We start from the raw sequence: 14,093 nt of genomic DNA, 5'->3' as shown, positions 1-14,093 counted from the left end.
CATGGGATGCGCATGGTGAAACCGGTCGGACGGGCACCTTCGCCCCGGATCTTCGTCGTCGTGCTCGCCACCTGCGGTTTGGTGGCCTCGTTCATGCAGACGCTCGTCGTCCCGCTCATTCCGGCGTTTCCCCGGCTGCTCAACGCGACCCCGTCGGACGCGTCGTGGGTGGTGACGGTGACCCTGGTCGCCGGAGCCGTGGTGATGCCGGTGAGCGGCAGGCTCGGCGACCTCTACGGCAAACGCCGGTTGCTGCTGATCAGCCTGGGCTTCCTGGTTGCCGGCTCGGTGGTGTCCGCGTTGACCAGTTCGCTCGCGCTGATGGTCGTCGGCCGGGGTCTGCAGGGCTGTGCGATGGGCGCGATCCCGCTGGGGATCAGCATCATGCGCGACGAACTGGCGCCGGAACGGGTCGGTGCCGCGATCTCGGTGATGAGTTCGACGCTCGGCGTCGGCGGCGCCATCGGGCTCCCGGTCTCGGCGCTGGTCGCGCAGAACGCCGACTGGCACGTCCTCTTCTGGGCGTCGGCGGGGCTCGGGCTCGTCTGTGGCCTGCTGATCCTGTTCGTGGTGCCGGAGTCGCCGGTGAAGACACCAGCGCCGTTCGACTACCTCGGCGCGCTGGGGCTGACGGCCGGGCTCGTCTGCCTACTCCTGCCGATCGTCAAGGGCAGCGGATGGGGCTGGGGTAGCGGCCGCACCCTCGGCTTCGCCGGGGCCGCGGCGCTGATCCTGCTGGTGTGGGGCGCCTATCAGCTGCGGCGCCGCGATCCACTCGTGGACCTGCGGGTGTCCGCCCGGCGTCCGGTGCTGTTCACCAACCTCGCGTCGATCATGATCGGGTTCGCGCTGTACTCGATGGCGTTGTCGTTCCCGCAGTTGCTGCAAGCGCCCGGTTCGACCGGTTACGGCCTCGGCCTGACGATGGTTCAGGCCGGGCTCTGCCTGGCGCCCAACGGGGTGGTCATGTTCCTGCTGTCGCCGGTTTCGGCCCGGCTCATCGAGCGCTACGGCCCGCGCACGACACTGATGGTCGGTGCTGCCACCATCGCGGCGGGGTATGTCTTCGCGACCGTGTTGATGGACAACGCATTCGAGCTGATCACGGCGTCGATCATCATCGGTGGCGGCGTCGGCATCGCTTACGCGGCCATGCCCGCGCTCATCATGGGTTCGGTCCCGGTCACCGAAACCGCTTCCGCGAACGGGCTGAACTCGCTGATGCGCTCCGTCGGCACGTCGACGTCCAGCGCGGTGATGGCGACCATGCTGGCGTCGCTGGCGATCACCGTCGGCGGGGTTTCCGTCCCCTCCGCGACAGGGTTCCGGCTGAGCTTCGTGGTCGCCGCCGGCGCGGCGCTCCTGGGGCTCGTGCTGACCGTTTTCGTTCCGAAGCAACGTCAGCCCGAACCGCTGGTCGCGTCGGTCCACTAGCGCCCCTACGTGCGACGAAAGCTACTTCGTCGCACGTAGGGTGCTTCGCTCAGAACAGCGTCGGAACGATCGCGTCGATCAGGTGCGGTCCCGGCTCGGCGAGGGCGCGCTGGAACTGCTCGGCCAGCTCCTCCGCGGTCGTCGCCCGGGTCGCCGGGACACCCATGCCTTCGGCGATCTTGACGAAGTCCATGTCGGGCCGGGAGAGGTCGAGCAGCTCGTTCGCCTTGGGCCCGCTGGCGTCCGCGCCGACACGCTGCAATTCCAGTCGCAGGATGGCGTACGCGCGGTTGTTCAGCAGGACCGTGGTGACGTCGAGGTTCTCCCGCGCCTGCGTCCACAGCGCCGAAATCGTGTACAGCGCGCTGCCGTCGGACTGCAGGTTGATCACCGGCCGGTCCGGCGCGGCGACGGCCGCCCCGGTCGCGACGGGCATGCCGTACCCGATCGCGCCGCCGGTCAGGGTCAGCACGTCGTGCCGCGGCGCGCCCGCGGTCGCGGCGGGCAGCAGCAGACCGGAGGTGTTCGCCTCGTCGGCGATGATCGCGCGCTCCGGCAGGAGCGCGCCGATCACCTCGACCCAGTTCTGCGGCGTCAGCGGTCCGGACGGCAGCGCGGGCCGCGAGGCCTCTTGCAGCACGGGTTCCGTCTCGGCGGCGACCAGGTCGGCGACGTCGTTCAGGGCACGCGTGACGTCCTGCCCGACTTCGGCCAGCACGTGGACCTGCGCGCCTTCGGGCACCAGGTCACTCGCCTTGCCGGGGTAGGCGAAGAACGAAACGGGCGCCTTCGTCCCGGCGACGATCACGTGCTTGATCCCGTCGAGCTGGTACGCGACCTGCTCGGCGAGGTAGCCGAGCCGCTCGATCGTCGGCAGGCCTTCGCCGCGCTCGATGCGAGCGGGGAACGTCTCGACGAACGCCTTCACCCCGGTCGCGGCGGCGATCCGGCTGGTCGCGCGCAGACCGGCCTCGCGGCAGCCACCGCCGCCGACGAGCAGGGCGACCGGTTCACCACCGGCCAGCACCTCGGCGATGTTCTTCACCTTCGTCGCGTCGACGACCTGCGGGATCCGCGGCGGGATGGGCGCACAGGTCTCGCCGCCCTCACCCCAGGACGCGTCGGCGGGAAGGATCAGCGTCGCCACCTGGCCGGGGGCGTCCTGAGAGGCCGCGACCGCCGCGGCGGCGTCGGCACCGACGTCCTTCGTGTGCTCGGAGCGGCGGACCCAGCCCTGAAGCGAGCCTGCGACGGCTTCGATGTCCGATTCGAGCGGGGCGTCGTACTGCTTGTGGTAGGTCGCGTGATCGCCGATCACGTTGACGATCGGGGTGTGCGCGCGGCGCGCGTTGTGCAGGTTCGCCAGCCCGTTCCCGAGACCCGGGCCGAGGTGCAGCAGCGTGGCCGCCGGTTTGTCGGCGATCCGCGCGTAACCGTCCGCCGCGCCGGTGACGACGCCTTCGAACAGGCCGAGCACGCCGCGCATCTCGGGCACGGTGTCGAGCGCGGCCACGAAGTGCATCTCCGAGGTGCCCGGATTCGAGAAGCACACGTCGACACCACTGTCGACGAGCGTGCGGATCAGGGACTGGGCGCCGTTCATCTCACTCACTTTTCAAGCCCTCTCAGCGAAAAGAACGCCGGGGTTGAGGATCCCGGCCGGGTCGAAGGTCTCCTTGATCCGGCGCATCAGCGCGATCTTCGCCGGGTCCTCCAGATCGAGGAAGTAGCCGGACTTGGCCTTCCCGAGGCCGTGCTCGCCGGAGATCGCGCCGCCGAGTTCCATGCCGAGCGCGAAGACGTCGGTCAGCAGTTGCTTCCGTTTCTCCGGGTCCTTGCAGAAGATGGCGAGGTGCACGTTGCCGTCGCCGGCGTGCCCGCAGCCGAGCGCGCCTGCCTCGCGCGAGAGCGCCATTTCCCTGCTCCGGCGCAGGAACTCCGGCATGGCGGACCTCGGGACCACCACGTCGATGACGTCGTCGGCTCCGGCGGCCTTGGCCGTCCAGAACGCCTTCTCGCGGGCCTCGATGAGCTTGCGTGCCGAACCGCCTTCGAGCACGTAGACGTCCATCGCGCCGAGGTCGCCCAGCATGCCGCCGAGTTCCTCGATGTCGGCGTGCAGCCGGTCGTTGTCCCGGTTTTCCAGCGCCACCACCAGATACGCCTGCGCGGTGTCGCGGATGGCGTCCGGTACGCCGAGGCTGAGCTTCTCGTTGTAGCTGATCGCGGCGAGCGTCAGGTTGTCGATGTATTCGAGGATGTGCGGCGAGAGCCCGCTGGAGATGATCTTCGGAACGACGGTCATCACTTCGTCGAAGGTCTCGAACGGGGCGAACACCGTGGCACCGTGGGGCAGGCGCGGGTACAGCTTCACGATGACCTCGGTCGCGATCGCGAGGGTGCCCTCGGAACCGATGATCAGCTGCGTCAGGTCGTACCCGGTCGACACCTTCGAGGTCTTTCCGCCGGTCCGGATGATCTCGCCGGTCGGCAGCACCGCCTGCAAGCCCACGACGTTGTGCCGCGTGACGCCGTACTTGACCGCGCGCATCCCGCCCGCGTTCGTTCCGACGTTGCCGCCGACGCTCGCGCTCAATTCGCCCGGGTGGACGGTGTAGCCGAGGCCCGCCGCCGTGGTCTTTTCGTCCAATTCGGACAGCGTGACGCCCGGCTGGACGACGGCGACGTGGTTTTCCGTGTCGACCTCCAGCACCGCGTTCATGCGCTCGAAAGAGATCACCAAGCCGTCTTCGCGAGGCTGCGCACCACCCGAAAGCCCGGTTCCCGACCCTCTGGCGGTCACCGGCACGCCGTGTTCGCTCGCGGCCTTGAGCAGCTCCGCGACCTCCTCCGCGCTTCCCGGTTTCGCCAGGTAGGCGGGTTGCTGTGGGCCGACGGTCAAAGCCTCGTCGTGTGCGTAGTCCTCGGGGATCGCTTCGCCTGAAAGCAGATTCGTGTCCCCGACGATCTCGGCGAACCGTGCCGCAACATCGCCCATCGACTGCCCTTTCCTCACGCGTCTTTGCCTGGTTACCGAAGCGTAGTACGTCGCGGGCGACGATGGCCATGAATCATTTTCATGTTTGCTTCGGGCGGCCACAACCTCACGACAACCTCACTCGGTTACCCATGTCGCAGCGGGCCGCGGCGGCCCGCCGGAAGGGGTGGGACGCTCGATGGGATCAAGGATGAGACGGGCCGCGACGCTGGGGGCGGCGCTCGCGGTCACGTTCGGACTCGCGGTACCGGTGGCCGAAGGCGGGGAAGAGGGCTGCACGGCGCCCGTGGTGAACGTCAGCGGCGTCAGCCAGGCCGAGGGGACGAGCGCCGGGTACACCACTCTCCTCTTCACCGTTTCCCTCGACGACGGCGGCTGCGCGCCGCAGGGTTCGGTCGAGTACCGGACGATCGAAGGCAACGGGTCGCCGGTCGATCCGGCGTTCATCGCGAAGGAAGGGGCCGACTACCTGCCGAGCGCGGGCACGCTGACCTGGTCGGGCGGGGCGGCCCCGCAGACCGTCGCGGTCAGGGTCCGCGCCGACTCCCTCGTGGAGAACGACGAGATGTTCTCCTTGCGTCTGTACGGCGAGAAGGGGCTGCGGATCGGGCACAGTATCGGCGTCGCGTGGGTGGCCGACGACGACGCGACGAAAACCTCCCCGATCGCCACCACCCAGGACGGTGAGATCTGCTGGTCGATCCCGCCCAACTTCGCCCAGGGCGCGAGCTGCAAGGTGCCCGTCGTGCTCTCCCGGCCGTGGCCGGGGCCGCTCACGATCCGCTACCGCACCGAAGGATCCGCTCACGTGCCGGTGAAGGACGGTGTCGTCACCTTCCAGCGCGGTGAGACCAGGGCTTACGCCGAAATCACGCCCTCGCCGGGGCAAACGGGGAAGGCGCGAGTCGAGTTCTTCGAGCCGTCGCAGGGCAAGCTCGTGTACGCGACCTCGACCGTGGTGATCAGCCCCGCCCGGTGACGAGATCGGCGTCGGCCGTCGCGTTCGCCCGCCGGTACAGCTCGATCGCTCGAGCCCAGTGGGCGGCCGCGGCGGCCGTGACGCCACAGCGCGCCTCGAGGTCGCCCAGGTCGCGGTGCAGGTGAGCCTCCTCGTACGGGTCCGGGACGCCTTCGCGGACCGCGAGGCCGCGCTCGAGGTTCTCCCGCGCCGCGGCCAGGTCGCCGAGTCCGAGGTGGGCACGGCCGAGCCGGTCGAGCGCGGCCGCCTCGCTGTGCCGGTTCCCGACGTCGCGGCTGATCAGCAGCGCCTGGTCGAAGTCGTCCCGCGCGGCCCGGAAGTCGCGGCGGGCGAGGTGGACCTGGCCGGCGTGCAGCAGCGATTCCCACTCCTGCCACCGGTCGCCGATCGCCCGTGACGCGGCCAGCGCCTTGCCGAGATGGTCCAGCGCGACGTCGTGATCGCCGAGTTCCTCGTATGCCTCGCCGAGAGTGTCCAGAGTGGCGGCTTCCAGCCGGGCGTTGCCGAGTTCACGGAACGTCTCCAGCGCGGCCGTCAGCGGACTGAGACCGTCCATCGGCTGTCCGCGGCGGATGTAGGCGTGACCGAGGTTGCGCTGGGACAGCGCGCGCCCGAGCCGGTTGCCCGCCGAGGTGCACCGCTCCACCGCGAGCCGGTACGCGGTGATCGCCTCGTCGAACCGGCGCAGCGCGGCGTAGGCGTTCGCGGTGTTGTTGTAGATGTGCCCTTCGCCTTCGAGATCACCCGCGGCGCGGGCGGCCCTCAGCGCGCGGGCGTTCGTGTCGAGCGCGTCCGTCAGCCGGCGGGTCATGAAGTAGGCCGCGCCCAGCGCACGCAGCATTTCCGCCTCGGCCAAGGGATCGTCGAGTTCGGCCGCCGCCGCAGCCCCTTCGCGGCAGAGCCCGATCCGCTCGTTCCAGCCGCCCGTGGTGTCGTAGAAGCTGGTCAGCAGGTAGGTGAGCTGCCAGGCGGCGGTGTTGCGGCCGTGTTCGCGCGCGAACCGCACCACCGGCAGCAGGTTCGCGCGCTCGGCGCCCAGGAACGCCAGCGCGGCTCGCCGGTCCACCGGGAACGGACGTTCGGGCGGCGGGTGCCGCAGCGCCGGGGTGACCAGATCGCGGTTCGGGTCGATGATCCGGTTCGCCTCGGCGGCGACGTGCAGATACCAGTCGATCAGCCGGTCCGCCGCCTCGGCGCGGCTCGCCGCCGTTTCGTCGGCGCGGGCGCACGCGACGGCGAACTCCCGGATCAGGTCGTGGAGACGATGGCGGTCCGGTCCCGCCGGGGTGATCAGGTGCGCCGCGGACAACGCGGCGACCGCGGTCCGGCCCGCCTCGGCGGGCACCCCGCACAACGCGCTGCCCAGCGCCGAACTGAACGACGTCCCCGGGATCAGCCCGGCCAGCCGGAACAGCTGCGCCGGGGCGTGGTCCAGCGGGAGGTAGGCGCTCGCGAGGACAGTCTTGACCGTCCGGGAATCTCCCTGCACCGCAAGGGTTTCGAGCCGGCCGACGCCGGTCAGCTCGCGGGTGAGTTCCGCGATCGGACGGCCCGGCTCGCCGCTGAGGCGCGCGGCGGCGATCCGCAGTGCCAGCGGCATCCCGTCGCAAAGCCTGGCCAGCCGCGCGGCCTGCGCGGGTTCGCGGGCGACCCGGTCGGCGCCCAGTACCCGGGTGAGCAGGGTCATCGATTCCGTGTCGGCCAGCGCGTCGAGGGCGAACACGCGGACGGCGTGCCTGCTGCCGAGCGCGGCAAGGGTCTGCCTGCTGGTCACGATCAGCAGCGCCTTCGCCGTCCCGGGGACCAGAGGAAGGATCTGGTCCACACTGCCCGCGTTGTCGGCGACGATCACGCACCGCCTCCCGTGCAGCAGCGAGCGGTAGAGCGCCGCGCGTTCGGCCGTCGCGTCGGGCAGCCGATCGTCGGGCAGGCCGAGTCCGCGTGACAGATGCGCGAGCGCGTCGCCCTGCGAGATCGCTTCGTGCGGGTCGTGCCCGGCGAGGTCGAGGAAGAGTTGGCCGTCGGGAAAGCGGTCCGCGATGAGATGCGCCCACTGCACGGCGAGCGCGGATTTGCCCATCCCCGCCGCGCCGGAGATGACCACGACCGGCGGCTCGGGTGCGTCGAGAAGCCTGTCGAGCGAAGCGAGTTCCTGCTGCCGTCCGGTGAAGTACCCGACCCGGGCGGGGAGTTGCGCGGGCGCGGTGCCCCGCACCGGCGCGTCGAGTTCGGGTGCGCGGCGCAGGATCGCCGTATGCAGTTCGACCAGGTCCGGGCCGGGATCGACGCCGAACTCGTCGGCGAGTCCCCGGCGCACCGCCTGGAACGTCTCCAGCGCCTCGGCGTGTCTGCCGCAGCGATGCAGGGCGAGCATGTGCAGCGCGGCGAGCCGCTCTCGATACGGCTCCTCGGCACGGAGTCGCGGAAGCTCCCGGAGGACCTCCTCGTGATCGCCGAGCCTGAGTTCGGCGTCCCAGAGTTCTTCCCAGGCGGACAGCCGCAGTTCCTGAAGTCGTTCGACTTCGCGTAGCCCCCAGCCGTCGAGTTCGGCGTCCGCGAAGGCTTGGCCGCGCCAGAGCCGTAGAGCCTCGCGCAACGCCGTCACCGCTTGGCCGGGATTGCTCCGCTTGGCGGCACGAAGGTCTTCCTCGAAGCGGAGAGCGTCGACTGAGGACGGTGCGACGGTCAGGACGTACCCGGGTTTGCGGGTCAGCAGGACCGGCGGGAATCCGCAATCCTCCAGCGCCTGCCGGATCCTGGCGACGTGACTGTGCAGGGTCTTCACGGCGGTACGGGGCGGATCCTCACCCCACAGCACGTCGACCAGCCGGGGGATCGGGACGACAGAACCCGCGTGCAGGGCGAGAACGCCGAGCACGGCTCGCTGGCGGGCGCCGTGCAGCTCCGCCCGCCCGGTGGGGCCGATCGCTTCGACCGGGCCCAGCACCCGTAATTCCCCTGGCCCGGGCACTCTGCTCCCTCCGGCATGTGACCTCGGTGAGCGTATCCGGGCGAAGACTCACCGAAATCGGCCAATTAGGGCACACGATCTCCACAACCCCGCCACAACCGGCCTGACTGATCGTCAACGGGTCGAATGTTTCGCCCAAGGAGGGGAACATGATCAGCAGTCATCCGCGGCGCCGTCGAACGCTGCTCGCCTCGGCCGTCTTGGCCGTCGCGACACTGTTCGCGGGTGTCGCACCGGCGGTGCAGGCCGCACCGGAGGCTCGTAGCGACGTCTTCATCCGAGACAACGGATCCGACTACGGGTACGAGGCGTCGTCCGGTTCGCTCTACTCCAGCCCCGACATCCGGGTGTGTTTCTCGGCGACGGTGCTCTGCGCCACCGACGACCCGATCGTCCAGGGGAGCACCGCCTACATCCATGTCACGCTGAATCGTCCCGGCCCGTACGGGGATGGGTACGAGAAGGGGAACCTCCAGGTCTGGTACACCAAACAGGGCACCGTGGCCCAGTGGCCGAACCAGTGGAACTACATCGGCTCGAAGCTCGACGTGGACGTGCCTTACGGCACCAAGACGGTCGTGATCCCGTGGAAGGTCCCGATCGGCTCGCACTTCTGCCTGCTGGCCCGGTGGCTGTCGCCGACCGACCTGCCGACGGAAGGCGTCAGCACGTCCCTCAACACGCGGAACAACAACAACATCGCCTGGCACAACGTGAACGCGGTCCCGTTCAAGATCAAGGTCCCGGTGATCCGGCCCATCGTGTTCGGCTGGCACGGTCCTGACCCGGCGACGGTCGGCGACATCGTCTTCACCCAGCCGGGCAAGCCGTTCACCGGCCCGGGACGGATCACCATCGACCTCGGTCCTGATCTCGCCGCGCGCTGGCGGGCAGGCGGAGCGAAGGGTGAAGGCATCGAACGGGTCGGCGAGACCGAGTTGGCCATCGTGAACCCGCAGCGGGCCCGGATCAGCGGGCTGGCGTTCAAGGCGGGCGAACAGATCGACGCCAAGCTGAGCTTCACCGCCGGTGCCGAGGCGGCCGGTGGGCAGTACACCGTCCACGTGACCCAGGTCGACCAGCGCGGCGAAGAGGTCGGTGGCGTCGAATACCGGCTCGCGGCCGAACGGCAGTAAGAAGCCAGGGAGGGGTGCCGGCCCGTGGGCGGCGAGGGTGGGGAACCCTCGCCGCCCACGGGTTTTTCACGCGCGTGCGAACGAAAGCGTCTCGCCCTCGACACCTCGCAGCCAGAGATCCTGCGCGGCTTCCGCCATATCGGCCAGTCCTTCTTCGATCGTCGCGAACACGTTGCCGGGCACCCAGCCCGCGTCGCCGTTGATCAGCAGGTTGTTGCGGCCGTAGAAGATCGCGAGATCCGTCGCGCCCTGGTCGCTGTGCGCCTCACTGTCCTCGTCGTAGCCGTACGCCGGATTGCCGATCTCCCACGCCTCGAACCCGAAGTACACGACATCGCCCGGAATCGGTGTCACCGTGGGGTTTTCGCGGCCCGGTTTCGGTTCGGCGAAGGGCGGCACGAGGGTGTAGACCTCGTTCCGCGCGTACTTCGCGTGATAGGCCGAACCGCTTTGCGGCAACGCGTCCCAGACGGCGCGGCAGGTTCGCGGGGCTTCGGCGTCGAGCAGCCGGGCCCGGCAGGAGACCCCGCGCTTGTCGAGCGTGATCGTGATGTAGCGGGCCATCACTCGACCCCCGCCACGACGTCACCCCAGATCCGCAGCGCTTCGTCGACCTGCTCGGTGTCGACGATCAACGGCGGCACCATCCGGACGACGTTCATGTACGCCCCGCACGTCAGCAGCAGCAACCCGTTGGCGGACGCGGCTTTCTGCGCCGCCTGGGCCTTCGCGGTGTCCGGCTCGCCGTCCGGAGTGGTGAACTCGGAACCGACCAGCAGCCCCAAGCCGCGGACGTCGCCGATCGATGGCGATTTGTCCGCGATCACCCGGACGCCTTCGAGTAACTGGCGTCCGCGTTCGGCGGCGTTCTCGACGAGGCCCTCCTGTTGGATCACTTCGAGCGTGGCTATCGCCGCCGCACAGGCCACCGCGTTCCCACCATAAGTCCCGCCCTGGGAGCCGGGGAGCGCCTTCGCCATCAGCTCCTCCGACGCGGCGATACCCGAGATCGGGAACCCGCTCGCGAGTCCCTTCGCGATGAGCACTATGTCCGGGCGCACCCCGAAGTGCTCGTGCCCCCAGAACCTGCCTGTCCGGCCGAAGCCGGTCTGGATCTCGTCCATCACCAGCAGGATCCCGTGCTTGTCGGCGCGCTCCCGCAGGCCGGCCAGAAACGCCGGGTTCGCCGGGACGTACCCGCCCTCGCCGAGCACCGGCTCGATGAAGAACGCGGCCGTCTCGTTCGGCGCGCAGACCGTCGCGAACAGGTAGTCGAGCTCGCGCAGGGCGAACTTCGTCGCGGTCTCTTCGTCCCAGCCGTAGTGGAAGGCGTAGGGGAAGGGCGCGACGTGCACACCGGACATGAGCGGCGAGATCCCGGCGCTGAACCGGGTGCCCGACGTCGTCATCGTCGCCGCCGCGACGGTCCGGCCGTGGAATCCGCCCTGGAAGACGATGACGTTGGGCCGCTTGGTCGCCTGCCGCGACAGCCGGAGCGCCGCCTCGACCGCTTCGCTGCCCGAGTTCGAGTAGAAGAGGGAGTTCAGGCCTTCCGGCAGGACGCCGCCCAGCTTCTCGGTCAGTTCCAGCATCGGCTTGTGCATGACCGTCGTGTACTGCCCGTGGATGAGCTTGCCGACCTGTTCCCGCGCGGCGCTCACCACGTGCGGGTGACAGTGGCCGGTGCTGGTCACGCCGATACCGGCGGTGAAATCCAGGTGACGTTTGCCATCGGTGTCGTAGAGGTACACCCCTTCACCGTGGTCGACCACGACCGGCGTTGCCTGCTTGAGCAGCGGTGATAGCTGGGCCATGGGCTGCGCTCCTAGGTCGGCTGAGCTGTTGTCGATTGTTGACAATATCCATAGCATGGCGTTCGGGACAACATGGAGGAGCGTTGGGATGAGCTCGATCAGTGAGGCCGGCGTAGTCGCGGCGGTCGACAAGGAACTGTTCATCGGCGGCAAGTGGGTGCCCGCCGCGGGTGGGAAGACCTTCCCCGTTCTCGACCCCTCGACGGGTGAAGCCCTGTGCGAGGTGGCCGACGCGTCACCGGCGGACGGTGTCGGAGCACTCGACGCCGCCGTCGCCGCGCAGGCCGACTGGGCGAACGTCGCCCCGCGTGAACGCGGCGAGATCCTGCGCCGCGCCTACGAACTGCTCATCAAACGCGCCGACGAACTCGCGCTGTTGATGACCCTCGAGATGGGCAAGCCGCTCGCGGAATCGAAGGGTGAGATCACCTACGCGGCCGAGTTCTTCCGCTGGTTCGCGGAGGAGGCCGTCCGGATCGACGGTGGCTACGCCGTCGCGCCCAACGGGACGGGCCGGTTCCTGGTGACGAAGCAGCCCGTCGGACCGTGCCTGCTGATCACGCCGTGGAACTTCCCCATGGCGATGGGCACCCGCAAGATCGGGCCCGCGGTCGCGGCCGGTTGCACGATGATCATCAAGCCCGCCGCCCAGACCCCCCTTTCGATGCTGGCCCTCGCGGCGATCCTCGCCGAGGCGGGTTTGCCGGAAGGCGTGCTGAACGTCCTCACGACGTCGGACTCCGGCGGTGTGATGGAGCCGCTGATCCGTGACGGCCGTGCCCGGAAGCTGTCCTTCACCGGTTCGACCGGCGTCGGGCGGAAGCTGCTGGAACAGTGCGCGGACAAGGTGCTCCGCACCTCGATGGAACTCGGTGGCAACGCTCCTTTCCTTGTCTTCGAGGACGCCGACATCGACGCGGCTGTCGAAGGCGCGATGACGGCGAAGATGCGCAACATCGGTGAAGCCTGCACGGCCGCGAACCGCTTCTATGTCCAGCGGGGCATCGTCGACGAGTTCTCCCGGCGTCTCACCGAGCGCATGGAGGCCCTGCCGATGGGGCGCGGCACCGAGGAAGGTGTCGTCGTCGGCCCCCTCATCGACGAAGCCGCCGTCGAGAAGGTCAGTAGCCTGGTCTCGGACGCCACCGGGCGAGGAGCGCGCGTCCTCACCGGCGGGTCCACAGTGGACGGACCGGGCAACTTCTATCAGGCGACAGTGCTCACCGACGTACCCAAGGACGCCAGGCTCGCTTCGGAGGAGATCTTCGGGCCGGTCGCCCCGATCACTCCGTTCGACAGCGAGGACGAGGCCATCGCGGCGGCGAACGACACCGAATTCGGTCTCGTGTCCTATGTGTACACCTCCGATCTCAAGCGGGCGCTGCGGGTTTCGGAGCGGCTGGAAGCCGGCATGATCGGCCTCAACCAAGGACTGGTTTCGAACCCGGCGGCGCCGTTCGGCGGGATCAAGCAGTCCGGGCTCGGCCGTGAAGGCGGCACCGTCGGCATCGACGAGTTCCTCGAGACCAAGTACATCGCGGTGGCTCTGTGAGTTCTCAAGCAGCGAATTCTCAAACAGCGAATTCTCAAGCCGTGAATCCTCAAGCGGTGAATCCTGAAGCAGGGGCCTCTCGAACAGGGAAGTCTTCTTATCGGATCGCCAGCATTCCCGGCGACGGGATCGGTGTCGACGTGACGGTCGAGGCCCGCAAGGTCCTCGACCGCGCGGCGGCGTCGCATGGCTTCTCCTTGTCCTGGCAGGAGTTCGACTGGAGCTGTGAGCGGTACACCAAGACCGGTTCGATGATGCCGGACGACGGTATCGAGCAGCTTTCCCGGTTCGACGGGATCTTCCTCGGTGCCGTCGGATTTCCCGGTGTCCCGGACCATGTTTCGTTGTGGGGTCTCCTCATTCCGGTGCGGCGCGCGTTCACGCAATACGTCAACCTCCGGCCGGTCCGGCTGCTTCCGGGCACGACATCGGCACTGGCCGGCCGTAGCGCCGACGAGCTGGAGATGGTGATCGTCCGGGAGAACTCCGAGGGCGAGTACTCGGAGATCGGCGGCAGGCACAATCGGGGTCAGGCGAACGAGGTCGTCTTACAGGAATCCGTTTTCACGCGGGTCGGGGTGGAGCGGATCATCCGCTACGCCTTCGAACTGGCGAAAACGCGGACGGGGCGGGTCTGCTCGGCGACCAAGTCCAACGGGCTCATTCACTCGATGCCGTTCTGGGACGAGATCTTCGCGGAAATCTCGTCGGAATATCCGGACGTGCACGCCGAACAGTGCCATGTCGACGCGCTCGCCGCGCGAATGGTCCAGGCGCCGGACCGGCTCGACGTCGTGGTCGCTTCCAATCTTTTCGGCGACATCCTGAGCGACCTGGCGGCGGCCGTGACGGGCGGGCTTGGGATGGCGCCTTCGGGCAACATCAATCCGACCGGCGAGTTCCCTTCCATGTTCGAGGCAGTGCACGGCAGCGCTCCCGATATCGCCGGACAGGGCATCGCGAATCCGGTGGCGCAGATCCTGGCGGGTGCGATGATGCTCGACCATCTCGGTGAAACGGTTGCGGCACAAGATGTTCACGCTGCGGTGGAGAAGGTTCTCGAGGAGGGTGCCGTGCAGACCCCTGACCTCGGCGGGAAGTCCACCACCGCCGAACTCGGGTCCGCGGTGGTCGCCGCTCTATCTTGAACCATCCGCCCAGTGGCTTGTCAAGTCCGGGAAGTCATGAACGGTCCATTCATGATTTCGG

Annotated in this window: 10 protein-coding genes; 5 read left to right on the top strand and 5 right to left on the bottom strand. The window is 68.7% G+C overall.

Annotation, left to right across the window (positions count from 1 at the left end; translation table 11 throughout):
• The first annotated feature begins 6 nt into the window (after window positions 1-6).
• The gene (locus tag ACFWMR_RS17075; RefSeq protein WP_378379020.1) at window positions 7-1,434 is read left to right on the top strand and encodes an MFS transporter; all 1,428 of its coding nucleotides are present in this window, start codon (window positions 7-9) and stop codon (window positions 1,432-1,434) included.
• A gap of 49 nt (window positions 1,435-1,483) precedes the next feature.
• Here the strand turns inward: ACFWMR_RS17075 and ACFWMR_RS17070 are convergent, their stop codons facing one another.
• Complete coding sequence (locus ACFWMR_RS17070) at window positions 1,484-3,037, bottom strand: acetolactate synthase large subunit (protein WP_167406013.1); 1,554 nt, start codon at window positions 3,035-3,037, stop codon at window positions 1,484-1,486.
• A 12-nt stretch (window positions 3,038-3,049) separates the two neighbouring features.
• Complete coding sequence (locus ACFWMR_RS17065) at window positions 3,050-4,432, bottom strand: FAD-binding oxidoreductase (protein ID WP_093932761.1); 1,383 nt, start codon at window positions 4,430-4,432, stop codon at window positions 3,050-3,052.
• 190 nt (window positions 4,433-4,622) lie between these two features.
• On the opposite strand from ACFWMR_RS17065, the gene ACFWMR_RS17060 reads away from it, so the two are divergent.
• Complete coding sequence (locus tag ACFWMR_RS17060) at window positions 4,623-5,411, top strand: Calx-beta domain-containing protein (protein WP_378379019.1); 789 nt, start codon at window positions 4,623-4,625, stop codon at window positions 5,409-5,411.
• Here ACFWMR_RS17060 and ACFWMR_RS17055 read toward each other — a convergent pair.
• Window positions 5,395-8,382, bottom strand: a complete 2,988-nt coding sequence (locus ACFWMR_RS17055; protein WP_449224331.1) for a BTAD domain-containing putative transcriptional regulator — start codon at window positions 8,380-8,382, stop codon at window positions 5,395-5,397. The genes ACFWMR_RS17060 and ACFWMR_RS17055 overlap by 17 nt on opposite strands.
• A gap of 149 nt (window positions 8,383-8,531) precedes the next feature.
• On the opposite strand from ACFWMR_RS17055, the gene ACFWMR_RS17050 reads away from it, so the two are divergent.
• Window positions 8,532-9,518: a hypothetical protein gene (locus ACFWMR_RS17050; protein ID WP_378275509.1), complete on the top strand. Its 987-nt coding sequence runs from the start codon at window positions 8,532-8,534 to the stop codon at window positions 9,516-9,518.
• A 66-nt stretch (window positions 9,519-9,584) separates the two neighbouring features.
• On the opposite strand, the gene ACFWMR_RS17045 is transcribed toward ACFWMR_RS17050, so the two are convergent.
• Both ACFWMR_RS17045 and ACFWMR_RS17040 read right to left on the bottom strand, forming a co-directional pair.
• Window positions 9,585-10,082: a DUF3830 family protein gene (locus ACFWMR_RS17045; RefSeq protein WP_378379018.1), complete on the bottom strand. Its 498-nt coding sequence runs from the start codon at window positions 10,080-10,082 to the stop codon at window positions 9,585-9,587.
• Window positions 10,082-11,332 (bottom strand): aspartate aminotransferase family protein, encoded by a 1,251-nt coding sequence (locus ACFWMR_RS17040; protein WP_378379017.1) that lies wholly within the window; start codon window positions 11,330-11,332, stop codon window positions 10,082-10,084. The genes ACFWMR_RS17045 and ACFWMR_RS17040 overlap by 1 nt, the downstream gene beginning before the upstream one ends.
• Window positions 11,333-11,420: 88 nt before the next feature.
• Here ACFWMR_RS17040 and ACFWMR_RS17035 point away from each other — a divergent pair, with 88 nt between their 5' ends.
• Both ACFWMR_RS17035 and ACFWMR_RS17030 read left to right on the top strand, forming a co-directional pair.
• Window positions 11,421-12,884: an NAD-dependent succinate-semialdehyde dehydrogenase gene (locus tag ACFWMR_RS17035; protein ID WP_378379016.1), complete on the top strand. Its 1,464-nt coding sequence runs from the start codon at window positions 11,421-11,423 to the stop codon at window positions 12,882-12,884.
• 56 nt (window positions 12,885-12,940) lie between these two features.
• Window positions 12,941-14,032, top strand: coding sequence for a tartrate dehydrogenase (locus tag ACFWMR_RS17030; protein ID WP_378379015.1), 1,092 nt, complete (start codon window positions 12,941-12,943; stop codon window positions 14,030-14,032).
• The last annotated feature ends 61 nt before the right edge of the window (window positions 14,033-14,093 follow it).

The organism is Amycolatopsis thailandensis (assembly GCF_042723255.1).
Taxonomy (GTDB): Bacteria; Actinomycetota; Actinomycetes; order Mycobacteriales; family Pseudonocardiaceae; genus Amycolatopsis; species Amycolatopsis thailandensis.
This window is presented reverse-complemented; position numbering and strand designations above follow the sequence as displayed.